This window comes from Pantoea sp. Ft-CA_14, from assembly GCF_024520875.1.
Taxonomy (GTDB): Bacteria; Pseudomonadota; Gammaproteobacteria; order Enterobacterales; family Enterobacteriaceae; genus Pantoea; species Pantoea agglomerans.
The window spans coordinates 70,976-95,716 of the sequence record NZ_JALNPM010000017.1 but is presented as its reverse complement, the minus strand read 5'-3'; the positions used below and the strand labels follow the sequence as shown (position 1 = coordinate 95,716).

Here is a 24,741-nt window from a genome sequence, read left to right as displayed (position 1 = left end):
AACATCTACACGTTTAGACGTCCAGATGTTCAAAATGACGTAATCTGACTGTGCCGTCAACTTAAAAATGGTCAACAGTCGTGATCAATTTTCAATCAACATGAAGGCGATTCAACAGGGGAGCGATAACACATTGAAAACAGGCGCCGAAGCGCCTGAGGAGGAGGAGTTACAGCAGTTGTGCGAGGCGATTAATATCTGACTGGATAGCGCCTGCGGTGACATCCCGGCCTGCGCCCGGTCCGCGGATCACCAGCGGATTATCGCGGTACCAGCGGCTCTCAATCGCAAAGACGTTGTCGCACGGCAGCAGTGAGGCCAGCGGATGTTCCGGACGCACCGCTTCAACACCCACGCGCGCCTTGCCGTTAGCATCAAACCGGGCAACGTAACGCAGCACCAGGTCCATCTCCTGCGCCGCTTCGAGCCGCTGCAGCATCTGCTCATTCAGCTCTTCGCCATTTTCAAAGAAGTGGTCGACAGATCCCTGCTGACAGTTACTGGGCACCAGCGATTCCACCCGCACCTGATCCGGCTCGATGTTGTAGCCTGCCTCACGCGCCAGGATAACCAGCTTGCGCATCACATCCTGACCCGAGAGATCGGCGCGCGGGTCGGGCTCGGTTAAACCCTGCTGCCAGGCCTGATCCACCAGCTCGGTAAAGGGCACCGTGCCATCAAACTGCAGGAACAGCCACGACAGCGTGCCGGAGAAGATCCCGCTGATCGCCAGGATGGTATCCCCGCTGTCGCGCAGATCGCGCACCGTGTAGTTGATCGGCAAACCTGCGCCAACGGTGGCGTTATAGAGCCAGTGACGCCCGGTTTTGGTAAAGGCATCGCGGATCTGGCGCCAGGTCTGACTGTCAGACGCTCCCGCGACCTTATTGGCGCTGATAACGTGAAAACCGTGACTGGCGAAGTCGAGATACTGCTGCGCCAGCGGTGTGCTGGCAGTGACATCCAGCACCACCAGGTCATCAAACGGGTGAGCACGCATCCACAGGAACAGCGACTCTTCATCGCGCTCTACCGCTTCATCATCAAAGAAGGCGAGTGCCCGGCTGGCTTCCAGCCCGTCATAGCTCAGCAGGCTGCGACGGCTGTCCGCGACGCCCGCCAGCACAAATTCAAAGCCGGTACGCGCTGACAGCGTTTCCTGATCGCGGGCAAACAGCTCCAGCCAGCGTGAACCAATATTGCCTTTGCCAAACAGCATCAGACCGATGCGCTTTTCTGCCCGGAACAGCGACTGATGCAATCCCTGAATCAGATGCTGAGTCGGGCCGACGCGCAGCACTGCGACCACGCTGATGTGCTCTTCTGACTGCCAGATGAACTCAATTGGCTGATCCTTTAACTGCTGCCAGAAGCGATGGGTATGCAGCGGATTGCGGGTAACGCCTGCGCCAACCAGCGCCACCAGCGCCAGGCCGTCGCGCAGCTGCAGATGGCCCGGTAAACCGGCATCCTGTAGCAGCGTAAAGGCGCTGTTTACCACTTCGGCGGTGTAACAGAGCTGCAGCAATTGACGATCGGGATGAACGCCAAACGCCAGCGGACGCAGCTGCGCGCGCTTCAGCAACAGGTCGATCTCTTTGTGCAGGATGGCGAAGTCATGCTGCTCTGGCAGCTGAATCTCAATCAGGCAAACATCATCATGGCTGGTGACGATACGCGCGCCCGTCCCGGAGGCCAGCACGCGCTCAATGCGGGTTGAGCCCTGCTCCGGCTGATAACTGCAGCGCAGTTGCAGGTCGATATCGCTGCCTGAAACCGGCTGCAGAGTACGGGTATGGAGAACCGGTGCCGCCAGGCGCGCCAGCTCGCTGGCTTCATCCAGCCTTAACAGCGGCAGCAGACAGGCATCAGAGACTTTGCGGGGATCGGCACTGTAGACACCCGCCACATCGCTCCAGATGGTCACCCGCCCGACACCCGCCAGTGCGCCAATCTGCGTGGCAGAATAGTCGGAACCGTTACGGCCAAGCAGGACGGTTTCACCGGCGTCGTTGCGGCTGATAAATCCGGTCACCACGATGCGCTTGTGCGGATGCTGCGCCAGTAGAGTCTGTAGCAGTGGCCAGGACTTCCCTTCATCTACCTGCGGTTGTGCGGCACGTTCAGCGCGCAGAAACTCACGCGCATCCAGCCAGCAGGCCTGAAGGTCACGCTGGCTCAGTACCGCTGACATCAGGCGTGCCGACCAGACTTCACCATGACCGACCACTTCGGCATAGACCGCATCGGTAATCGGCGCATCCAGCAGTGCGGCCAGCTTTTCCAGGTCGCGGATAAACGCGGTGATTAAAGGTTCTGCGACCTCAGCAGGCAGCAGCGCACTGATCAGTTCGCTCTGGTAGCGCCGTAAGGCCTGTTGCACCTGATGCGCAGAGAGCCGATCGCTCTGGCTCAGCTTCAGCCAGCTAATCAGCTGGTTGGTGGTTGAGCCTGCCGCAGAGACCACCATCAGGTCGCCCGGCTGGCTGTAGTCCGCCATAATACCGGCAACGCGCTGATAGCAGCGCGCATCGGCCAGGCTGCTGCCGCCAAACTTATGCAACTGCCTGATGTTCGGCGTTCCCGCGCCTGCTGAAATCGTCATGCTTAACCCTCGGCTGCGACCCGGAATGCATTATCCAGATCGGCAATTAAATCTTCGTGATCTTCAATACCGACAGAAACCCGCAGCAGCGTATCGGAAATGCCCGCTGCCGCGCGTGCTTCTGCCGACATCCCCGCGTGCGTCATGGTGGCGGTATGGGAGATCAGACTCTCTACTCCGCCCAGCGATTCCGCCAGCGTAAATAGCTGCAGTGCTTTCAGGAAGCGACGCAGCAGCGCCTCATCACCGTCGACCTCGAAACTCAGCATCGCGCCAAAGCCGCGCTGCTGACGTACGGCATGTTCGTGTCCGGCGTTTTCCGGCAGCGAAGGATGATACAACTTTTTCACCAGTTTCTGCTGCTTCAGATACTCTACAATCGCGAGTGCGTTGCGTTGTGCGGCTGCAATCCGCGGTGAAAGCGTACGAATCCCGCGCAGCAGCAGATAACTGTCAAACGCTGCACCGGTCACACCAATGTTATTTGCCCACCAGGCCAGGTCGGTAGCGAGTTGCGGATCTTTGGCGATGACCGCGCCCGCCACGACATCGGAGTGGCCATTGAGGTATTTGGTACAGGAGTGGATCACCAGGTCCGCACCCAGCGCCAGAGGATTCTGCAGCGCCGGACTCATAAAGGTGTTGTCCACCACGCTGATGGCACCCGCAGCACGCGCAGCGGCGCAAATCGCGCTGATATCTACCACGCGCAGCAGCGGATTGCTGGGGCTTTCAATCAGCACCAGTTTTGGGTTTTCATCCAGAGCGGCCTGCAGCGCTACCGGATCACCCTGATCGACAAATTTCACCCGATAGGCGCCGCGCTTGCTCAGGCTGTCAAACAGCCGATAGCTACCGCCATAACAGTCATGTGGCGCGACCAGGAGATCGCCAGGCTTCAGAAACACCGTCGTGACCAGGTGAATCGCCGACATCCCGGTATTGGTTAATACCGCGCCCGCTCCCCCTTCCAGTTCTGCCAGCGTACGCTGTACGACATCACGAGTGGGGTTGCCACGACGGGAGTAGTCATGCGCACGAGGCTCATTGAAATCCAGGAAGTTATAGGTGGTAGAGAGGTGGATTGGCGGGACAACGCAGCCATATTGCTCGTCATCATTCAAACCGCTGCGCACTGCGATGGTTGCCGGTTTACGCGTCATGAGCGAATTGTTCCTGAAGAGTGAATAAAATGTAGGCCACAGGATATCACCCTCTAATTAGACGTCAATACATCTGGACATCTAAATGTCTTTGCGTATAGATTGAGCAAAACCGCAATAACCGCTAAAATTATGCGTCATCGCCTGGCGTTCCCCTCTGTCAGACAGAGGCAGTGAGCGAAGAAAACCCGCCATATCAGGGGTCAGGCAGGAAAAAATCAGGCATAATCCGCTGATTTCCTAACATTTAACGTTTATTAATTAAGGTAACCCATGGCTGAATGGAACGGCGAATATATCAGCCCGTACGCTGAGCACGGTAAGAAGAGCGAGCAGGTCAAGAAGATCACAGTATCAATCCCATTGAGCGTGCTGAAGATTTTAACGGATGAGCGTACCCGTCGTCAGGTGAACAACCTGCGTCACGCCACCAACAGCGAGCTGCTTTGCGAAGCCTTTTTACATGCCTTTACGGGCCAACCGCTGCCGGATGACGTCGACCTGCGCAAAGAGCGTAGTGATGAGATTCCGGAAGAAGCAAAAGCAATCATGCGCCAGATGGGTGTCGATCCGGATACCTGGGAGTATTGATCTTTCAGCCATAAAAAAACCCAGCCGAAGCTGGGTTTTTTCTTGCCGCCGAACCCGCAGGTTCAGGTGCCTTTTAATCTTATTTTTTAGCGCCTGGCACGCTGAAACGCTTGTTAAAGCGGTCAACACGGCCACCAGTTGCCACTTCACGCTGCTTACCGGTATAGAACGGGTGGCATTTGCCACAAACGTCCAGGTTCAGTTCGTGAGTCAGTGTTGAACGGGTGTGGATCTCGTTGCCGCAGGTACATTTGATAGTAACTGCTTCGTATTTCGGGTGAATACCTTGTTTCATGGGAAACCTCATTGAAGGCCGTGTCGCTCTCCGTGCCAGGCTTTAACCTGCACAGCACCACACGCGATTGAACATTATAGGGTGTACTCCGGCCAGATATTTCTCACCGAAGGCGGCATATTATACAGGTAAGTTTCGATTGCTGCAAATATCTGCTGAGATACCCGCCATCAGGGTCAGCGTGTACACTAGCTTCCCCGATCATTGAGCCGGAAAGAGAGAGTTATGCCCGTAGTCCAGGTCGCCCTGCCCGTCCCCTTGCCCCGCCTGTTTGATTATCTGCCGCCACAGGGCGCGCAGCCGGTCATTGGTGGTCGCGTGAGTGTGCCCTTTGGCAATCGCAGGATGATCGGGATTGTGGTCGCCTTTCGTGAGAGCAGCGATCTGCCGGAAGCACAACTCAAGCGCGTGATCGAGGTACTGGATAGTGAATCCCTCTATCCAGCGTCGCTGTGGCGCATCCTTAACTGGGCCGCCAGCTACTATCATTCGCCACAGGGAGAGGTACTGAGTCACGCTATTCCGGTACTGCTGCGTCAGGGCAAAGCGGCGCAGGACAATCCCTTATGGCGCTGGGAAATCACCGAGCAGGGTCGGGCGACTGCGCCGGAAAGTTTAAAGCGGGCACCGAAACAGCAGCAGGCGCTGGCTGCACTGCGGCAGCAACCGCTCTATCGTCATCAGGTCAGTGAACATGACCTCACGGATGCGACGCTGCAGGCGCTGCGCGCCAAAGGGTTATGCGAACTGCATGAGCATCAGCCGCAGATGCACGACTGGCGTACCACTTATGCCGTAAAAGGCGAACGTCTGCGGCTGAATACCGATCAGGCGATGGCCGTGGGTGCGATTCGGGCAGATGATGAACATTATGCAGCCTGGCTGCTGGCGGGCATCACGGGTTCAGGCAAAACCGAGGTTTACCTCAGCGTGCTGGAAAATGTGCTGGCACGCGGTAAACAGGCGCTGGTGCTGGTACCGGAGATTGGCCTGACCCCGCAAACTATCGCCCGTTTTCGCGAACGTTTTGATGCGCCCATTGATGTGCTGCACTCCGCATTAAATGACAGTGAGCGGCTGGCGGTCTGGTTACGTGCGCGGCGCGGCGAAACGGCGATTGTGATTGGCACCCGATCGGCGCTGTTTACGCCACTGGCCCGTCCTGGCGTAATTATTATCGATGAAGAGCATGACAGCTCCTATAAACAGCAGGAAGGCTGGCGCTATCAGGCGCGCGATCTGGCCGTCTTCCGCGCACATGAAGAGGATATCCCGATTGTTATGGGATCGGCGACCCCCGCTCTGGAGACACTGCACAATGTCCGCAGCGGCAAGTATCGCCAGCTCGACCTGACAAAACGCGCCGGCAATGCCAGACCGGCACTGCAACAGCTTATCGACTTAAAAGGTGTGCAGCTGATCGGCGGTCTGGCACCGGGCCTGATTGGTAAAATGCGCCAGCATCTGCAGGCCGATAATCAGGTGCTGTTGTTTCTTAACCGCCGCGGCTTTTCGCCCGCCCTGCTCTGTCATGATTGCGGCTGGATTGCTGAGTGTACCCGCTGTGACCGCTACTACACGCTGCATCAGCACCATCGCCAGCTACGCTGCCACCATTGCGACAGCCAGCGTCCGCTGCCTAACCAATGCCCGCAGTGTGGTTCAACCCATTTGCTACCGGTAGGCGTCGGGACTGAGCAACTGGAGCAGCAGCTCGGCACACTTTTCCCTGGCGTGCCGGTATCGCGAATCGATCGTGATACCACCAGCCGCAAAGGTGCGCTGGAGCAGCATCTGGCTGACGTTCATCGCGGCGGCGCACGAATTCTGGTTGGCACCCAGATGCTGGCCAAAGGCCACCACTTCCCCGATGTTACGCTGGTGTCGCTGCTGGATGTCGATGGTGCGCTGTTCTCAGCCGATTTTCGTGCGGCGGAACGCTTTGCTCAGCTCTACACCCAGGTCGCCGGTCGTGCTGGCCGTGCCGGCAAACAGGGCGAGGTGTTGCTGCAGACTCACCATCCGGAACATCCGCTGCTGCAGACGCTGTTGCACCAGGGCTATTCGGCGTTCGCCCAGCAGGCATTGCTGGAGCGACAGGCAGTCCATCTGCCGCCCTGGAGCCGCCATGCGCTGTTCCGCGCTGAAGATATGGATAACCAGCAGGCAGCGGAATTCCTGCAACAACTCCGTAATTTGCTGGAGGCAAGCCCGCTGAACGATAAGGCGATGTGGTTTATGGGTCCGTTGCCTGCACTGCAGCCAAAACGCAGTGGACGCTGGCGCTGGCAACTGCTGCTGCAGCATCCTTCCCGGCAGCGTCTGCAACAGTTGCTGAGCAGTTCGTTGCCGTTGGTTTCAACACTGCCCGCGGCGCGCAAAGTGAAATGGACGCTGGATATCGACCCTACCGAGAGCTGATTTAAGCTGACACTGCGAGCCAGATCGAAAAATGTCGCATAAGTCACAATTTTTATGCAAATTAAGTAACAACCAGCCGGGCAATCGTTAACAATGTTGCCCGGTTTGCCTTCAGGTCAGGCAGAAACAGAATTGAACGCGCCATAACGCGTCAGGAGCATGTGTTGGAGCAGAATCAACAACCGCCCGCCGCCACGATGAAAGATGTTGCGGAACATGCGGGCGTCTCAACCGCCACCGTATCGCGTGCGCTGATGAATCCGGAGAAGGTTTCTGCGGCCACCCGCCAGAAAGTCGAGCAGGCGGTTGCCGCCGTCGGCTACGCGGCACATGGCCCCACGCGCAACGCCCGTCGTAATGAGACGCGTACCATCCTGGTCATTGTCCCTGACATCTGCGATCCCTTCTTTAGTGAAATCATCCGAGGCGTTGAAGTTACGGCAGCCGAAGAGGGCTATCTGGTGCTGATTGGTGACTGCGCGCATCAGAATCAGCAGGAGAGAACTTTTCTCAACCTGATGGTGACGCGACAGATCGATGGCATGGTGCTGCTCGGCTCAAAGTTGCCTTTTGATGCCAGCATTGATGAGCAACGCAACTTGCCGCCTATGGTAATGGCGAATGAGTTTGCGCCGGAAATGTCACTGCCCACTGTCCACATCGATAACCTGACCGCCGCATTTGAAGCGGTAAATCATTTACTGCAGTTGGGTCACACACATATCGCCTGTATCGCCGGGCCGGAAGAGATGCCGCTCTGCCAGTATCGTTTGCAGGGGTATGTCCAGGCGATGCGTCGCAGCGGGCTGACGGTCGATCCCACCTATATTGTGCGCGGTGACTTCACATTTGAAGCGGGCGTTGCCGCCATGAATCAGCTGATGACCCTGCCGCAACCGCCGCGCGCGCTCTTCTGCCACAGCGATATTATGGCACTTGGGGCGATGAATCAGGCCCGGCGCTGCGGACTGCGGATACCGGAGGACCTCTCTGTGGTCGGATTCGATGACATTGAGCTATCACGTTACTGCGAGCCGCCGCTGACCACGGTCACGCAGCCACGTTACCAGATAGGCCGGGAAGCGATGCTTCTGCTGCTGGATGAGTTAAATGGCAAACGGGTCATCAGCGGATCGCGGCTGCTGGATGCCGGTTTAACCATTCGTGGCAGCACGGCGCGAGTAAAAAAGCGTGAAAAATAAGCGTATTTGTCTGATTTTTTCAGTAGATTCTTAAGGCGAACACTGCTGGTCAAAGTTCCGACCCTTAAGTAACATGGCGGACTCCTTGCCGGGCGCGTAAAAATCATCATTTCGCCCATCTGGCACTATTTTTGAAGGGTATAAGAACGAGAGTGGCACAAAAAGATTACGTAGGCCGCGGGCGTTCAACAGGGACGCGTCGCAAAAAAAGCCCCAGCCGTGGCAAGAAGAGCAAAGGCGGTTCGGGAACATCTAAATTGATGATTGTACTGGCGGTCGCAGTGTTGGTGACCTTTGCCGGTGGTTTATGGTTCCTGGCGCATCACAAAAAAGAGGACGTGCCGGTCATTACGGATCATAAAGCCAACGGCAATGGCCTGCCGCCGAAGCCCGAAGAGCGCTGGAAATATATTAAAGAGCTGGAAAACCGTCAGGTCACTGTGCCGACACCTATCGAACCCTCTTCGGGTGGCGAAGTGAAGTCGCAGACACAGCTGACCGACGAGCAGCGCCAGTTGCTGGAGCAGATGCAGGCGGATATGCGTCAGCAGCCGACGCAGCTCAACGAAGTGCCGTGGAACGAACAGACGCCGGCGCAACGTCAGCAGACACTGCAGCATCAGCAGCAGTTGCAACAACTGCAACGTCAGCAGCAGCAGGTTCAGCAACAACAGCAGCAGCAACAGGTTCAGCAGCAACGTCAGCAGTTGCAGGCTCAGCAGCAACAGCAACGCCAGCAGCAGTTGCAGCAACAACAACAGCGCCAGCAACAGCAGCAATTACAACAACAGCAACGTCAGCAGCAGCAGCAGCAGCAGCAGCAGCAGCAGCAGCAAAACGTACAGCGCCAGACGCAGCCAGCACCTGTTACGCGTGAACCGGAAGTGCAGCCAAAACCGCAGGAGACCGCGAAAGCGAAACCGGCGGAGAAAGCCTCTTCGCAGCGCTGGATGGTGCAGTGTGGTTCGTTTAAGGGCACTGACCAGGCTGAATCGGTGCGCGCTGGCTTAGCCTTTGAAGGATTTGAAAGCCGTATTACCACCGGTGGCGGCTGGAATCGTGTGGTTATCGGTCCTTATAAAGACCGCGCCTCCGCTGACAGCACCCTGAAGCGCCTGCGCAGTTCCGGACACTCCAGCTGTATTCCGCTCTCCGTCGGGGGTTGAAACCCGTCAAACCCGCCCCATATCTGTTGCATGATACTCCGCGCCCGGTGCGCGGAGTCCTTTTCCGACTGCAACAAGGGGTCTGCCCGTGACAACAATAGTAAGTGTACGACGCAACGGCCAGGTAGTGATTGGCGGTGATGGCCAGGCTACGCTCGGCAATACCGTGATGAAAGGCAACGTTAAAAAAGTGCGTCGTTTATACAACGATAAAGTGATTGCCGGATTTGCTGGCGGCACCGCAGACGCCTTCACCCTGTTTGAACTTTTCGAACGTAAACTGGAAATGCATCAGGGCCATCTGGTGAAAGCTGCTGTGGAACTGGCTAAAGACTGGCGTACTGACCGTATGCTGCGTCGCCTTGAAGCCTTACTGGCCGTCGCAGATGAATCAGCTTCACTGATCATCAGCGGTAACGGTGACGTCATCCAGCCTGAAAACGATCTGATCGCCATCGGCTCCGGTGGGCCTTTCGCCCAGGCAGCGGCACGTGCGCTGCTGGAGAATACCGAGATGGGCGCGCGCGACATCGTCGAAAAGTCGCTGAATATCGCGGGTGATATCTGCATCTACACTAACCACAACGTTAATTTCGAAGAATTAACGTCTAAGTCGTAAGGGTATAAATATGTCTGAGATGACTCCTCGCGAAATCGTCAGCGAACTGAACCGCTTTATCATCGGCCAGGAGAGCGCTAAGCGCGCCGTGGCTATTGCACTGCGTAACCGCTGGCGCCGCATGCAGCTCGACGAAGAGCTGCGCCATGAAGTGACCCCTAAAAATATCCTGATGATCGGTCCGACCGGTGTCGGTAAAACCGAGATCGCGCGTCGTCTGGCTAAGCTGGCCAATGCGCCGTTTATCAAAGTAGAGGCGACCAAATTTACCGAAGTCGGTTATGTCGGTAAGGAAGTTGACTCTATCATTCGTGACCTGACCGATTCGGCCATTAAGATGGTGCGCAGTCAGGCGATTGAAAAGAACAAATATCGTGCCGAAGAGATGGCGGAAGAGCGCATTCTTGATGTGCTGATTCCACCAGCAAAAAACAACTGGGGCCAGTCAGAGCAGAGCGCTGAACCCTCTGCAGCACGCCAGTCGTTCCGCAAGAAGCTGCGCGAAGGCCAGCTGGACGATAAAGAGATTGAGATCGACCTGGCCGCCAGCAGCCCTGGCGTCGAAATCATGGCCCCTCCAGGCATGGAAGAGATGACCAGCCAGCTGCAGTCAATGTTCCAGAATCTCGGCGGCCAGAAGCAGAAAGCCCGCAAGCTGAAGATCAAAGAAGCGATGAAGCTGCTGATCGAAGAAGAAGCGGCCAAACTGGTTAACCCGGAAGAGCTTAAGCAGGACGCGATTGATGCCGTTGAGCAGCACGGTATCGTGTTTATCGATGAGATCGACAAAATCTGTAAGCGCGGCGGCCAGAATGCCGGCGGCCCGGATGTCTCACGCGAAGGCGTTCAGCGCGACCTGCTGCCGCTGGTGGAAGGCTGCACCGTCTCCACCAAGCATGGTATGGTGAAAACGGACCACATTCTGTTTATCGCCTCAGGCGCGTTCCAGGTTGCCAGCCCTTCCGATCTAATCCCGGAACTGCAGGGTCGTCTGCCCATCCGTGTTGAGCTGCAGGCGCTGACCGTGAACGATTTCCAGCGCATCCTGACCGAGCCGAATGCCTCGATTACCGTGCAGTACAAAGCCCTGATGAATACCGAGGGCGTGAACATTGAGTTTACCGAAGAGGGTATTCGCCGGATCGCTGAAGCCGCATGGCAGGTCAACGAAACCACCGAAAACATCGGTGCGCGCCGTCTGCATACTGTGCTGGAGCGTCTGATGGAAGATATTTCGTATGACGCCAGCGATCGTCATGGTGAATCCGTTACCATCAATGCTGACTATGTCGGTAAACATCTGGATGAACTGGTGGCTGACGAAGACCTTAGCCGCTTCATTCTCTGATCCACTGATTCAGCGCTTTTCAGAAGCCCAGCCCACCCGGCTGGGCTTTTTTATGCATGTTCTTGATCGAACGATGCTTTTTTCATACTGATGATTTTGCCAACAATCTGCATATAGCGATATACTTACCCTTCCTGTGGCAAACAGACGAAACCCTTATGAAATACGATACATCTGAACTCTGCGATATCTACCATGAAGAAGTGAATGTTGTTGAACCGCTTTTTTCAAATTTTGGTGGGCGCACTTCATTCGGTGGTCAGATTACCACAGTGAAATGCTTTGAAGACAATGGCTTACTTTACGATCTGCTGGAAGAGAATGGCCGGGGTCGGGTACTGGTGATTGATGGCGGCGGCTCAGTGCGCCGTGCACTGGTGGATGCGCAGCTGGCACGTCTGGCGGCAACCAACGAGTGGGAAGGTCTGGTGATTTACGGTTCGGTACGCCAGGTTGATGAGCTGGAAGAGCTGGAGATTGGCATTCAGGCGATTGCCGCGATTCCGGCAGGCGCTGCGGGTGAAGGGATTGGCGAAAGCGATGTGCGCGTTAATTTCGGCGGCGTCACCTTCTTCTCCGGCGACCATCTCTATGCAGACAACACCGGTATCATTCTGTCAGAGGATGCGCTGGACCTCGAATAGGCCAGACATGAAAACGGGTGCCTGAGCACCCGTTTTTCACATCAGCTGAGGCTTCAAACCTCTTCCATTTTTCCCAGCAATGCACGCAGACGTTCCTGCCACACGTGTTGCTCTTCTTTCAGGTGCTGATTTTCACGCATCAGCGCATCGTGGTTGCCCGCGACTTGTTGCGCATCGTTACGCAGTGAGTTGTTCTGCTCTTTCAGCTCTTCGATTTCCATCTGCAACAGGGTGATGGTATCAATCGCCTGCTGTACTTTCGCTTCCAGTTTCTCAAACACTTCAAATGACATCTTTCTGACCTCTCCTAAATTCCTGCAAGGCGTTGATGATGCCAGCTTAAGCCAGCAACGTTGTCCCGATTGTATGTAGCCTCACCCCGCAAGTCCAGCAACGCGGCCGCTGCGGGCGTAGTCTGTAACACTTTTCAGCCAATCCCTGAATTTACGCTGCGCTGACTGCGACGGCTTTCTGGTACGGGTGCGTTATCCCCGTCATCAGGCGCGAATATTGGCTAAGGAAAGCCAGAATACGCGAAAACGCGCATTTTTATGACGCAGTACACAAAAAACGATTTCGCTATTTCTCGTTTATGTTCGTTAACGATAAATTCACACCAGCCCTACATTAAAGCTGGGTGCCTCATGGAATGAGAACAAAAACTGATAAAATTTAACCTCGCTTCAGGAACCACTATTATGAGTCAGACAACTAACACGCTCAAAGGTCAGTGTATTGCCGAATTTCTGGGGACAGGCTTGATTATTTTCTTTGGCGCAGGCTGTGTGGCTGCACTGAAACTCGCCGGTGCCGCCTTCGGTCAGTGGGAAATCTGCATCATCTGGGGTCTTGGCGTTTCCATGGCCGCCTACCTTACCGCAGGCATTTCGGGCGCGCACCTGAACCCGGCAATCACCGTTGCACTCTGCCTGTTTGCTAATTTTGAAGGACGTAAAGTTCTGCCTTATATCGTATCGCAGATTGCCGGTGCCTTTTGTGCCGCGGCGCTGGTATACGGTCTCTACTACAGCCTGTTTTTTGATTATGAGCAGAGCCACCAGATGGTGCGCGGCACGGTTGAAAGTCTCGACCTGGCAGGCATCTTCTCAACCTACCCTAATCCACATATCGGTGTCGGCCAGGCCTTCCTGGTTGAGATGGTCATCACTGCAGTATTAATGGCGGTCATTATGGGTCTGACGGATGACGGCAACGGCATTCCACGTGGCCCACTGGCTCCACTGCTGATTGGCCTGCTGGTTGCGGTTATCGGTGGCTCAATGGGTCCTCTGACCGGCTTCGCCCTTAACCCGGCTCGTGATTTCGGACCGAAGATCTTCGCATGGCTGGCAGGCTGGGGTAACGTTGCCTTTACCGGTGGTCGTGACATCCCTTACTTCCTCGTGCCGATTTTTGGCCCGCTGGTCGGTGCCTGCCTGGGTGCAGTAGGTTATCGCACACTGATTGGTCGCTACCTGCCAGGTACCGCCCAGGAACCTGCAAGCGTTCCAGCAGACAAACCGGTTGCACGCGCTCAGCAGCGTAAAGCGTAAGTTTCACCTTTTATCATCAGGACAGAATTTATGACTACCACAGATAAAAAATATATTGTCGCGCTCGATCAGGGCACAACCAGCTCCCGCGCCGTCATTCTCGACCACGACTCTAATATCGTCGCGGTATCGCAGCGCGAATTCACCCAGATCTACCCGAAAGCGGGCTGGGTTGAACATGATCCAATGGATATCTGGGCTTCACAAAGCTCAACGCTGGTTGAAGTGCTGGCCCATGCCGACATCCGCTCTGATGAGATTGCGGCAATCGGTATCACCAACCAGCGCGAAACCGCTATCGTCTGGGAAAAAGAGACCGGCAAGCCGATCTACAACGCCATCGTCTGGCAGGATCCCCGCACCGCCGACTACTGTCACAAACTGAAGAAAGAGGGTCTGGAAGAGTATATCCAGCACACCACCGGTCTGGTGATTAACCCTTACTTCTCCGGAACCAAAGTGAAGTGGATCCTGGATCACGTTGAAGGCTCACGTGAGCGAGCAAAACGTGGCGAGCTGCTGTTTGGTACCGTCGATACCTGGCTGGTCTGGAAAATGACCCAGGGCCGCGTGCATATCACCGACTATACCAACGCCTCCCGTACCATGATGTTTAACATCCATAAGCTGGAGTGGGATCAGCGTATGCTGGATATCCTGGATATCCCGCGTGAAATGCTGCCAGAAGTGAAGTCCTCTTCTGAAGTCTATGGTCAGACCAACATCGGCGGTAAAGGCGGTACACGTATTCCAATCGCCGGTATTGCCGGTGACCAGCAGGCTGCGCTGTATGGCCAGCTCTGTGTTCAGCCTGGCATGGCGAAAAACACCTACGGCACCGGCTGCTTTATGCTGATGAACACCGGTACTGAAGCGGTAACTTCAACGCACGGCCTGCTGACCACTATCGCCTGTGGCCCGCGCGGTGAAGTGAACTATGCACTGGAAGGGGCTGTGTTTATCGGTGGCGCCTCTATTCAGTGGCTGCGCGATGAGATGAAGCTGATCAGTGAAGCTGCTGACTCTGAATACTTTGCGATGAAAGTGAAAGACACCAACGGCGTTTACATGGTGCCTGCTTTCACCGGCCTGGGCGCTCCTTACTGGGACCCGTATGCCCGTGGTGCTATCTTCGGCCTGACCCGTGGTGCTAATGCTAACCACATCATCCGTGCGACGCTGGAGTCTATCGCTTATCAGACGCGCGACGTGCTGGAAGCGATGCAGAACGATGCCAACACCCGCCTGCAGGCGCTGCGTGTGGATGGTGGCGCGGTTTCCAACAACTTCCTGATGCAGTTCCAGTCAGACATCCTCGGCACCCGTGTTGAGCGTCCGGAAGTGCGTGAAGTCACCGCGCTGGGTTCTGCTTATCTGGCAGGTCTGGCCGTCGGCTTCTGGCAGGATCTGGATGAAGTCCGCTCTAAAGCAGTTATTGAGCGTGAATTCCGTCCAAGCCTGGAAACCACCGAGCGTAACTTCCGTTATGCTGGCTGGAAAAAAGCTGTAGCCCGCGCCCAGGCGTGGGAAGAACAAGAGTAATATCAATGCCCGCGACCGTTGCTGTCGCGGGCCTTTTCCCCGCTCCACTCCCCCGCTGTGTTACACTGCCTGCCTGTTTTTTGTCAGGTAGATGCCATGAAACGAGAACTTGCCATTGAATTTTCCCGCGTAACCGAAGCTGCCGCCCTGGCAGGCTATCACTGGTTAGGACGCGGCGACAAAAATGCGGCTGACGGCGCGGCTGTCCATGCCATGCGTCATGTCCTGAACTCCATTGAAATCGACGGTCAGATTGTGATCGGTGAAGGCGAAATCGACGAAGCTCCGATGCTCTATATCGGTGAAAAAGTCGGTACCGGCCGCGGCGATGCGGTCGACATTGCGGTCGATCCGATTGAAGGCACCCGCATGACGGCGCTTGGCCAGGCTAATGCGCTGGCGGTGATGGCTGTAGGCGATAAGGGCAGCTTTCTGCACGCACCCGACATGTACATGGAGAAGCTGATTGTTGGCCCCGCAGCGCGTGGAGAGATCGATCTCGACCTGCCGCTGGAGACCAACCTGCGTAACATCGCCATCGCGATGAATAAGCCGCTATCACAGCTAACCGTATCGATTCTGGCAAAGCCACGTCATGACGCGGTAATCAGCCAGTTGCAGCAGCTGGGCGTGCGGGTGTTTACCTTCCCGGATGGCGATGTCGCCGCCTCCATTCTGACCTGCATGCCGGACAGCGAAGTCGATGTGATGTATGGCATCGGCGGCGCACCGGAAGGCGTGGTCTCGGCGGCGGTGATCCGCGCGCTGGATGGGGATATGCAGGGCCGGTTACTGGCGCGTCACCACGTGAAAGGCGACAGCGCGGAAAACCGTCTGCTGGGTGAGCTGGAGCTGCAGCGCTGCGCAGAGATGGGGATTGAAGCGGGCAAAAAGCTGATGCTGAATGAGATGGCACGCAATGACAACGTGGTGTTTGCCGCCACCGGCATTACCAGTGGCGAACTACTGAAAGGCATTACGCGTCAGGGCAATATCGCCACCAGCGAGACCCTGCTGATTCGCGGTAAATCACGCACCATCCGCCGTATTCAGTCGATTCACTATCTCGACCGTAAAGATCCGGCGCTCCATCCCTTTATCCTGTAACCGGCTGGTTGCCGCGCTCCGGCTGACGTGAGAGCGGCAACCAGCAGAGCAGCATCACCAGCGCCGTGAAGAACATCAGCATGCCAAGGCTGAACTGATCGCGCTGCGGCATCATGGCTGACAGCCACGCCACCAGGCCCGATCCCAGATTCTGCATCCCGCCAATCAGCGCGCCCGCGCTACCCGCCAGCCAGGCATAAGGCTCCATCGCGCCTGAAGTCGCCAGCGGGAACAGCATGCCAGCCCCAAAGAAGAACAGCGCAGCCGGGACCAGCAGCGTCCAGATATTCATCACGCCGAACCATGCCGGGATCCACATCAGGATGCCCGCCAGCAGGCAGCTATTTACGCCCCACCACATCAGACTGTGCCATGAACCCTGCTCGCGACCGGCAAACCAGGCACCAAAAAACGCTGCCGGAATCGGCAGGATGAACAGGATGCTGACGGTCAGGCTGTGCAGGCCGAGCACGCCGCCCAGCAGAACGCCACAGCTCGACTCAAATACCGCAATCCCGGCCAGCGCGCCAATCAGCAGCACAATGTAGCGAACGAAATTCGCGTCGCTGAGCAGGCGGGCGTAGCGTTTAAAGAAAGGGGTCACTTCCGCGCTCTGCGGTCGGGTCTCCGGTAGCCAGCGTGCCATTGAGACGGTTACCGCCAGACAGAGCAGCAGCAGAAAGGCAAAGCAGGCGTGCCAGCCAAAGAGCTGAGTCAGCAGTGCACCAATTACTGGCGCCAGCAGCGGGCTGACCAGAATGCCCATATTAAGCAGGCTGTTAGCGCGCCGCAGTGCGTGCCCCTCGTAGAGATCGCGCGGCATGGTGCGGGCCATCACGCCAGCTACGCCGGTGCCCAGTCCCTGAACAGCGCTGCCGAACACCAGCATATCGAGCGACGTCGCCATCAGTGCCGTAATTGCGCCGATCATAAAGATCATCATGCCCGCCAGGATCACCGGACGACGACCGATGCTGTCTGACAGCGGGCCATAGATCAGCTGGGATCCGCCATAGGTCATCAGATAGGCCGCCATCACACGCTGCAGCGCGCCATCCCGCACATTCAGAGCATCCGCCATCACCGACATCGCCGGGACGTAGATAGTCTGTGCCATCTGCCCTACTGCCACCAGCACAATGAGCATCACCAGCAGCGGGCGATTTTCGAGTTTAGTCATCATGATTATGCAAAATTTCTTTCTGTGAAAGGAGGTTAAAACAGCGGTTCACCCGCCAGTTATCTTGTTATGGCGGGCAAAATATCAGGATTAGATGACAAAGCGAGAGGTAAGCGAAAAGGTCCCGGCTTGCGCCTGTCAAGTTTATGGGCCAGCCTGTAAAGACAAAGTAACAGTTTGTCGATTAGAGCCTTTGCCCCGGCGCAGGCTGGCAATCTCACCGGGCAGCCGCGAAAATAGTGACCTGCCTGAATAATCAACAACCAGGGAGTGATTATGGCTGAGTGGGTCAATGCTGAAGTAAAGGAAGTGAAAAACTGGACGGATGCGCTGTTCAGTCTCCGGGTAAAAGCGCCCATCGATCCCTTTATCGCCGGGCAATTTGCCAAGCTGGCACTGGAAATCGACGGTGAGCGGGTACAGCGCGCTTACTCTTACGTCAATGCGCCGAAAGATGATCTGCTGGAGTTTTACCTGGTCACCGTGCCAGAGGGCAAACTGAGTCCGCATCTGCAGGCACTTCAGCCTGGCGATCAGGTGATGGTCACCAAAGAAGCGGCAGGATTCTTTGTGCTGGATGAGGTCCCTGAATGCAAAACCTTATGGATGCTGGCAACCGGCACCGCTATTGGCCCCTACCTGTCGATGCTACAGCAGGGCGAAGGGCTGGATCGCTTTGAAAACATCGTGCTGGTCCATGCTGCACGCTATGCGGCCGACCTGAGCTTTTTGCCGCTGATGCAGCAGCTGCAACAACATTATCAAGGCAAGCTGCACATCCAGACGGTGGTGAGTCGCGAAGAGATCGCCGGTTCGCTGACTGGCCGGGTCCCGGCGTTGATCGAAAACGGTGAGCTGGAGCGCGCCACCGGGTTAAGCCTGGATGCCGACAGCAGCCATGTGATGCTGTGCGGCAACCCGCAGATGGTGCGTGACACTCAGCAATTACTGAAAGAGACGCGCGAGATGCGCAAGCACCTGAAGCGTAAGCCGGGCCATATCACCAGCGAACATTACTGGTGAGCCGTTTGCCGGTATCTCACCGGCTGAGTCGCGGTACCAAACCGGTTAGCGCCGGGGGTACCGCGAAAGAGACCGAGATCGAGCAGCAGGCCAGCCAGTAACACAAACGGAATGGCGCGACCCAACAGCCAGGGCAATATGCCGTCCAGCATGCTCCAGTTCCCTGCCACCAGCAGCCAGGCAACAATCACCAGAAATCCCCAGTAGCCGCGGCGATTACGATCGTGCAACCGTTTAACGATAACCGCGCTGGCGGGCCACAGCAGGCAGACCACGCCAAAGGCCGCCATCTGAGTATCAAGCCAGTCGTTAGCCGCTAACGCGAATAACAGGGTTGTTGTCAGCAACCAGACCGCCTGCCAGATCCAGAAATCACGTCGTCCCAGCCGGCCGCGCCAGGAAAAACACCATTGTTGTAACGTCATGCATTATCATCCAGAGAGAAGAGAACCGCTGCGGTTTTGACCTCGCGGATAAAAACCGTTTTAATTTGCGCCTGAGTTTACGGGTTAGGATCGACAAAATGAAGAATTTGCCTGGCGCACTGCTGTTATCGTTTGCGCTGACGGTTCCGGTCTTTGCCGCCGATCCGCCACCGCAGGATCGGGCCGATGCGTTGCCCACCGCCCCCTATCTGCTGGCGGGCGCCCCCACCTTTGATATGACTATCGGCCAGTTCCGCGAAAAGTATAATCAGGCCAACGGGGCGCTGATGCTGCCGGAATATCGCGCCATTGATAATCGGGGTGACAAAAGCACCCTGACGCGCGCCGCCAGCAAAATCAATGAAACTCTCTATGCGTCTACCGCGCTGGAGCCCGGTACCGGCAAAATTAAGACGCTGCAGATTACCTGGCTACCGTTGCCAGGTCCGGATCAGAACGCCTCACAGCAAAAAGCGCTGGCCTACATGACCGCCATGTTGCGCTTCTTTGTACCGGGACTGAGCGCCGATGAGGGACGTAAAAAGCTGGAGGGTTTGCTGAAGCAAGGTAAGGATTTACCCTACTTTGCGCAGGTCGAGGGCGCGTTGCGTTTTGTGGTGGCTGACAACGGCGACAAGGGGCTGACCTTCGCCATTGAGCCGGTCAAACTGGCGCTCGCCAGCCCCTGATGATGAGGCCGAAAATGACGAAAAGCAAAGCCATCGCTACATTTGATCTCTATACTGTCTGGCAGACAACGCTGCCAGCTGGCAGCGATTTTTCATGTATCGCTTTATGCGGAGGATAGAATGCGACATCCACTGGTTATGGGTAACTGGAAGTTGAATGGCAGCAAGCAGATCACAGCTGAACTGATCGCCGGTCTGCGCAAGGAACTGTCTGGCGTTGAGGGTTGTGGCGTCGCCATTGCACCGCCAGCTCTCTATCTCGAGCAGGCAAAACACGCCATCTCCGGTAGCCACATCGCACTGGGTGCGCAGAACGTAGACGTTAACCTGTCTGGTGCGTTTACCGGTGAAGTTTCCGCAGAGATGCTGAAAGATATCGGCGCGAAATATATCATTATCGGTCACTCAGAGCGCCGCACTTACCACAAAGAGAGCGACGAATTCATCGCGAAGAAATACGCAGTGCTGAAGTCAGTGGGCCTGGTACCGGTGCTGTGCATTGGTGAAACCGAAGCGGAAAACGAAGCGGGTAAAACCGAAGAAGTCTGCGCTCGTCAGCTGGATGCCGTTCTGGAAAGTCAGGGCGCCGAAGCGTTTAAAGATGCGGTCATCGCTTATGAGCCAGTCTGGGCCATCGGTACCGGCAAATCTGCCACCCCTGCTCAGGCTCAGGCCGTTCACAAATTCATTCGTGACCATATCGCGAAGAAAGATGCGGCTATCGCAGAACAGGTCATCATCCAGTACGGCGGCTCAGTTAACGATAAAAATGCGGCTGAGCTCTTCACCCAGCCTGACATCGATGGCGCGCTGGTTGGCGGTGCCTCACTGAAAGCGGACGCTTTCGCTGTGATCGTTAAAGCTGCTGCGGCTGCAAAAAGCGCCTAAGCAGTAAACGTACCGATTAAAGGCGGCTTAAGCCGCCTTTTTTATGGGCGCTATCAGCTGACAGGCGTGATCCTGTACCTCCTCCGCCGAACCGCTGTTCAGCAGCAGCCAGTTTCGCTCTATCGCCATCAGCACCAGTCGTCCATCACTTAATTCAGCCAGTGCCAGCCCATATTTCCCCATCTCACTGCGTGCCTCTGGCCGCTCATCGGCCAGTCGGATAAACGCACTCTGCCGGGTCAGCTCGTCCGGGGTCAATGCACGCAGCCAGTAGCGGTGCTTACGCAGCGTGATGCTCTGCCACCGCCCGCTAAGCTGCGGCGTCAGCTGATCAAGCTGCTGACGCACATCGGGTCGCAGGCAGGAGATATGAATATGGAGCTGATTCTGCGTGCGGCCATACTGTGAATTGATAGCCAGTGACAGGACCCGATCGTCAATAGGTGAGCCGCGTCGCTGCGCAAGCAGAGTCCGCTCATCCCAGGCAAGGGCAAAGTAGTTGGGCGTAGCGGATTGCAGTAACCGCGGGCTTTCGATGCCGGTGATCCTGTCGAGCGGGAGCAGCAGATACTGCAACGGCCCGTGCATATCTTTCAGCATGGCATAGCGATGCCGCTGATCGACGCGCTGACAGGGCGCAGGTTCTCCACCACTCTGCTGGTGAGGCAGACATTTCTCGCTGACGATCTGCCACAACGCATCACTGTTCTTTTTGAAATGCAGTGCGGCAGCCAGCATCCCCGAAATGACCAGTACCAGCAGAACCGCAACCAGGCGGGTTGCACGACGATGTGTCGGCATAACAACGCTTCCTGAATGGCTTAGCAGCCTGCATCCTCGCCTGGCGAGAAAAAAATGTCACGGGGAATTCTGGCAGATAACCCAGCGGCTGGGCGGAGAAGGAGAAAAGGCGTGGTTGTGGAGGATAAGCGGTCAGCGCAGGGATGCGCTGACCGCAGCGCATTACGGTTTCATGACCTGGTCATAGCTGCCGCCATCGGCGAAGTGGGCTTTCTGAGCCTGTGTCCAGCCACCAAACTTGTCCTGAATGGTAAACAGCTTCACTGGCGCAAAGGTGCTGGCGAATTTCTTCGCGACTTCAGCATCACGCGGACGGTAGTAGTTCTGTGCAGCGATAGTCTGGCCTTCTGGCGAGTAGAGGTATTTCAGATAAGCGTCGGCGACCTTACGCGTCCCCTTTTCATCTACCACTTTATCGACCACCGACACGGTCGGTTCCGCCAGAATCGATTCGCTCGGAGTGACAATCTCGAACTTGTCTTTGCCCAGCTTGTTAACCGCCAGATAGGCTTCATTTTCCCAGGCGATCAGCACATCACCAATCCCGCGCTCAACGAAGGTGTTGGTTGCGCCGCGTGCGCCGGAATCCTGCACTTCAACGTTTTTAAACAGCGCTCTGACGTAAGCCAGCGCTTTAGCCTGATCGCCGTTGTTATGATCCAGCGCCCAGCCCCAGGCCGCCAGATAGTTCCAGCGTGCGCCGCCGGACGTTTTCGGGTTAGGGGTAATAACAGATACGCCTGGCTTCGTCAGGTCGCTCCAGTCATGGATGCCTTTAGGATTATCTTTACGAACCAGGAAGACAATGGTCGAGGTGTAGGGCGCAGAGTTGTCCGGCAGACGCTGAATCCAGTTTTTATCAATACGACCGCGTTCTGCAATGGCATCAACATCCGATTGCAACGCCAGTGTGACCACATCCGCCCGAATGCCGTTAATCACGGAGGTCGCCTGCTTACCGGAACCGCCATGCGACTGACGGACCACGACATTATCGCCGGTTTCCTGTTTGTAGTGCGCACTGAACGCTTTGTTGTACTGTTCGTACAGCTCACGCGTTGGATCGTAGGAAACGTTTAACAGCTGAATGTCTTTCGCCAGAACGCTGGTTGAGGCCAGCAACAGGGTAACGCCGATACTCCACTTGTTCATTACGCACTCTCCCAATGTCGTTATGGGCTAAGCGTGACATAAACCAATACAGAGCTAAAAGAATTAAAAATAAGCTGTTATAACCATGGGGAATATAGAGGCGGGATGCCGGGGCGCGCCAGGTCGCACACCCCGAAGAGGAATTAATAGAGTTTTTTCGCGGTGTCGAGCCAGTCGCGTTTGAACGGACGCTTCATATTTTCAATGGCGTCGACGATGTCGTGATGCACCATCTTCTCGTTCTGAATACCCACGCAACGGCCGCCGTAACCCTGCATCAGCAGTTCAATGGAGTAGGCCCCCATGCGTGAGGCCAGAATACGGTCATACGCACAAGGTGCACCGCCACGCTGAATGTGGCCCAGAACGGTAGAACGGGTTTCACGCTTGGTTTCTGTTTCGATGAAACGCGCCAGATCGTCGATATCGCAGATGTGCTCGGTAATCGCCACGATAGCGTGCTTTTTACCTTTGGCGATGCCCGCTTTGATTTCCGCTACCAGCTCTTCACGAGTATACGGGAACTCAGGCAGTACGATGAACTCACAGCCACCCGCAATGGCGGCCGCCAGTGTCAGATCGCCACAGTAGCGACCCATCACTTCCACAATCGAAATACGCTGATGCGATGAAGAGGTATCACGCAGGCGGTCAATCGCTTCAACCACGGTTTCCAGTGCAGTGAAATAACCGATAGTGTAATCCGTTCCGGCAACGTCGTTATCGATGGTGCCTGGCAGACCAATGCACGGGAAGCCCATTTCAGTCAGGCGCTTAGCCCCCATGTAGGAACCGTCACCACCAATAACAACCAGCGCATCAATGCCGCGCTTTTTCATGTTCTCAATGGCAACCTGACGCACATCTTCATTACGGAATTCAGGGAAGCGTGCTGAGCCCAGGAAAGTGCCGCCGCGGTTAATCATGTCGGAAACGCTGTAGCGATCAAGATTGATCATGCGATCTTCGTACAATCCCAGGTAACCGTCATAGATCCCAAAAACTTCCAGTCCTTCACTCAGCGCGGAACGCACCACGCCACGAATAGCTGCGTTCATGCCTGGGGCGTCACCGCCGCTGGTTAATACACCAATTTTTTTGATCATGACAACCTCTGGATTGTTCAAAACTAAGGGTTAATCCTGCCTGTCGATCGCTGCTGAAGCTCATTTTACGACTCGCGCGACACGTGATGGCAGATAGTATATCAAAGGCTTGCTGCTGAATTGATTCAGGTCAGACAACTTTTCACTATTTTTTGCAGCAATGTTAGCGTTACGTCATCCCTGCCGTATCGATTTGATTCATTTAAGTTAAAAACCTAAAGAATCCTCTCTCTCGAACGGTACCACAGAACAGGGATCCTGATGGATAATTACGTCTGAGCCGGGAAATTCTTTGCGTAACGCCTTCTCAACCTGATCGGCTACCCGATGCGCCTGCACCAGTGGCAGCTGATCTTCCAGTTCCAGATGCAGCTGAATAAATTTGGTCGGCCCGGACTGACGGGTTCGCAGATCGTGAACGCCCTGCACCTGCGGCCAGTTTGTCGCAAGCGTCAGGATTTGCTGCCGTTCCTCTTCCGGTAACGCGCGATCCAGCAATGACTGAACCGCCTCGTAGCCCATACGCAGTGCGCTGTAGAGAATAAAAATACCAATGCCCAGCGCAAACAGGGCATCCGCCCGGGCAAAGCCATAGCTGCTCAGCACCAGCGCAACCAAAATAGCGCCATTCATGATGACGTCGGACTGATAGTGCAGCATGTCAGCCCGGATCGCCTGGCTGCGGGTTTTACGAACCACCCAGCGCTGAAAGGCCACCAGCACCAGCGTTGAACTCAGCGCCACCACGGTCACTACAATACCGACGCCGGGCGCCCGCAACTCATTGGGCGTCGCCAGATGCTGCAGGCCGGTCAGAAACAGAAACAGCGCCGACCCGGAAATAAACATACTTTGCGCCAGCGCTGCCAGCGACTCCGCTTTGCCGTGCCCGAAAGTATGATCTTCGTCAGCAGGCTGCAGTGCATAACGCACCACCAGCAGATTGGTCAGCGAGGCGGCGATATCCACCAGTGAATCCACCAGAGAGGCCAGTAAACTCACCGAACCGGTGTACCACCAGGCAAAAATTTTCACGAACAACAGCACAGACGCAAGAATGGTCGCGCCGAGCGCAGCACGCTTTACCAGTCGGCCATAAGAGGGTTGCATGCCAGGTTCCCTGTGCGGCATCAGTGATGATGCGCATCAAAATGAATGAATGGCTCAAGTTTAACATCGGGAAGCGGGCACTGCTTAGCGGGTCGATCAACGGATCAGGCT

The 24,741-nt window shown here is 56.0% G+C and carries 23 protein-coding genes; 13 read left to right on the top strand and 10 right to left on the bottom strand.

Annotated elements, in window-relative coordinates; all coding sequences use genetic code 11:
* Positions 1-169: 169 nt before the first annotated feature.
* Positions 170-2,605: a bifunctional aspartate kinase/homoserine dehydrogenase II gene (locus NR195_RS20865; protein WP_010672066.1), complete on the bottom strand. Its 2,436-nt coding sequence runs from the start codon at positions 2,603-2,605 to the stop codon at positions 170-172.
* Positions 2,606-2,607: 2 nt separating this feature from the next.
* Positions 2,608-3,768, bottom strand: coding sequence for a cystathionine gamma-synthase (metB, locus tag NR195_RS20860; protein WP_022624922.1), 1,161 nt, complete (start codon positions 3,766-3,768; stop codon positions 2,608-2,610).
* Between the two features lie 273 nt (positions 3,769-4,041).
* Between metB and metJ the strand changes: the two genes are divergently transcribed.
* Complete coding sequence (gene metJ, locus NR195_RS20855) at positions 4,042-4,359, top strand: met regulon transcriptional regulator MetJ (protein WP_009088019.1); 318 nt, start codon at positions 4,042-4,044, stop codon at positions 4,357-4,359.
* Positions 4,360-4,438: 79 nt separating this feature from the next.
* Here metJ and rpmE read toward each other — a convergent pair whose 3' ends face one another.
* Entirely contained in the window at positions 4,439-4,654 is a 216-nt protein-coding gene (gene rpmE, locus NR195_RS20850) for a 50S ribosomal protein L31 (RefSeq protein ID WP_003851227.1), read from the bottom strand.
* 225 nt (positions 4,655-4,879) lie between these two features.
* On the opposite strand from rpmE, the gene priA reads away from it, so the two are divergent.
* The 6 genes from priA (at position 4,880) to rraA (ending at position 12,054) form a co-directional block, all read left to right on the top strand.
* Positions 4,880-7,075, top strand: coding sequence for a primosomal protein N' (gene priA / locus NR195_RS20845; RefSeq protein WP_010258167.1), 2,196 nt, complete (start codon positions 4,880-4,882; stop codon positions 7,073-7,075).
* 164 nt (positions 7,076-7,239) lie between these two features.
* The gene (gene cytR, locus NR195_RS20840; protein ID WP_256844874.1) at positions 7,240-8,277 is read left to right on the top strand and encodes a DNA-binding transcriptional regulator CytR; all 1,038 of its coding nucleotides are present in this window, start codon (positions 7,240-7,242) and stop codon (positions 8,275-8,277) included.
* A gap of 152 nt (positions 8,278-8,429) precedes the next feature.
* On the top strand, positions 8,430-9,443 hold the full coding sequence (gene ftsN, locus NR195_RS20835; RefSeq protein ID WP_129063190.1) for a cell division protein FtsN: 1,014 nt from the start codon (positions 8,430-8,432) through the stop codon (positions 9,441-9,443).
* An 88-nt stretch (positions 9,444-9,531) separates the two neighbouring features.
* Positions 9,532-10,062: an ATP-dependent protease subunit HslV gene (hslV, locus tag NR195_RS20830; RefSeq protein ID WP_010258174.1), complete on the top strand. Its 531-nt coding sequence runs from the start codon at positions 9,532-9,534 to the stop codon at positions 10,060-10,062.
* Positions 10,063-10,072: 10 nt separating this feature from the next.
* Complete coding sequence (hslU, locus tag NR195_RS20825; RefSeq protein WP_256844873.1) at positions 10,073-11,410, top strand: HslU--HslV peptidase ATPase subunit; 1,338 nt, start codon at positions 10,073-10,075, stop codon at positions 11,408-11,410.
* Positions 11,411-11,568: 158 nt separating this feature from the next.
* Complete coding sequence (rraA, locus tag NR195_RS20820) at positions 11,569-12,054, top strand: ribonuclease E activity regulator RraA (RefSeq protein WP_009088032.1); 486 nt, start codon at positions 11,569-11,571, stop codon at positions 12,052-12,054.
* Positions 12,055-12,107: 53 nt separating this feature from the next.
* Here rraA and zapB read toward each other — a convergent pair whose 3' ends face one another.
* Positions 12,108-12,347, bottom strand: coding sequence for a cell division protein ZapB (gene zapB, locus NR195_RS20815; protein ID WP_003851242.1), 240 nt, complete (start codon positions 12,345-12,347; stop codon positions 12,108-12,110).
* A gap of 405 nt (positions 12,348-12,752) precedes the next feature.
* On the opposite strand from zapB, the gene NR195_RS20810 reads away from it, so the two are divergent.
* The 3 genes from NR195_RS20810 (at position 12,753) to glpX (ending at position 16,256) form a co-directional block, all read left to right on the top strand.
* Positions 12,753-13,607, top strand: coding sequence for an MIP/aquaporin family protein (locus NR195_RS20810; RefSeq protein WP_010258182.1), 855 nt, complete (start codon positions 12,753-12,755; stop codon positions 13,605-13,607).
* Between the two features lie 30 nt (positions 13,608-13,637).
* Positions 13,638-15,149 (top strand): glycerol kinase GlpK, encoded by a 1,512-nt coding sequence (gene glpK / locus NR195_RS20805; protein ID WP_010258184.1) that lies wholly within the window; start codon positions 13,638-13,640, stop codon positions 15,147-15,149.
* 96 nt (positions 15,150-15,245) lie between these two features.
* A complete protein-coding gene (gene glpX, locus NR195_RS20800) occupies positions 15,246-16,256 on the top strand; it encodes a class II fructose-bisphosphatase (protein ID WP_062759670.1) in 1,011 nt (336 codons plus the stop codon).
* On the opposite strand, the gene emrD is transcribed toward glpX, so the two are convergent.
* A complete protein-coding gene (gene emrD, locus NR195_RS20795; protein WP_022624918.1) occupies positions 16,246-17,439 on the bottom strand; it encodes a multidrug efflux MFS transporter EmrD in 1,194 nt (397 codons plus the stop codon). The genes glpX and emrD overlap by 11 nt on opposite strands.
* A 273-nt stretch (positions 17,440-17,712) precedes the next feature.
* On the opposite strand from emrD, the gene fpr reads away from it, so the two are divergent.
* Positions 17,713-18,459 (top strand): ferredoxin--NADP(+) reductase, encoded by a 747-nt coding sequence (gene fpr / locus NR195_RS20790; protein ID WP_033773140.1) that lies wholly within the window; start codon positions 17,713-17,715, stop codon positions 18,457-18,459.
* On the opposite strand, the gene NR195_RS20785 is transcribed toward fpr, so the two are convergent.
* Positions 18,450-18,884, bottom strand: coding sequence for a DUF805 domain-containing protein (locus NR195_RS20785; RefSeq protein ID WP_010258192.1), 435 nt, complete (start codon positions 18,882-18,884; stop codon positions 18,450-18,452). The two genes, fpr and NR195_RS20785, sit on opposite strands and share 10 nt — an antisense overlap.
* Positions 18,885-18,982: 98 nt before the next feature.
* On the opposite strand from NR195_RS20785, the gene NR195_RS20780 reads away from it, so the two are divergent.
* Together NR195_RS20780 and tpiA are read left to right on the top strand one after the other, a co-directional pair.
* Positions 18,983-19,573, top strand: coding sequence for a DUF1454 family protein (locus tag NR195_RS20780; RefSeq protein WP_033773144.1), 591 nt, complete (start codon positions 18,983-18,985; stop codon positions 19,571-19,573).
* 120 nt (positions 19,574-19,693) lie between these two features.
* Positions 19,694-20,461 (top strand): triose-phosphate isomerase, encoded by a 768-nt coding sequence (gene tpiA, locus NR195_RS20775; protein WP_033759211.1) that lies wholly within the window; start codon positions 19,694-19,696, stop codon positions 20,459-20,461.
* Positions 20,462-20,488: 27 nt separating this feature from the next.
* On the opposite strand, the gene NR195_RS20770 is transcribed toward tpiA, so the two are convergent.
* From NR195_RS20770 to fieF, 4 genes are all read right to left on the bottom strand, one after another.
* Positions 20,489-21,262 (bottom strand): CDP-diacylglycerol diphosphatase, encoded by a 774-nt coding sequence (locus NR195_RS20770; RefSeq protein ID WP_256844872.1) that lies wholly within the window; start codon positions 21,260-21,262, stop codon positions 20,489-20,491.
* 162 nt (positions 21,263-21,424) lie between these two features.
* Entirely contained in the window at positions 21,425-22,414 is a 990-nt protein-coding gene (locus NR195_RS20765) for a sulfate ABC transporter substrate-binding protein (RefSeq protein ID WP_010258203.1), read from the bottom strand.
* Between the two features lie 143 nt (positions 22,415-22,557).
* The gene (gene pfkA / locus NR195_RS20760; RefSeq protein ID WP_003851263.1) at positions 22,558-23,520 is read right to left on the bottom strand and encodes a 6-phosphofructokinase; all 963 of its coding nucleotides are present in this window, start codon (positions 23,518-23,520) and stop codon (positions 22,558-22,560) included.
* Between the two features lie 207 nt (positions 23,521-23,727).
* On the bottom strand, positions 23,728-24,630 hold the full coding sequence (gene fieF, locus NR195_RS20755; RefSeq protein ID WP_256844871.1) for a CDF family cation-efflux transporter FieF: 903 nt from the start codon (positions 24,628-24,630) through the stop codon (positions 23,728-23,730).
* Positions 24,631-24,741: the final 111 nt, after the last annotated feature.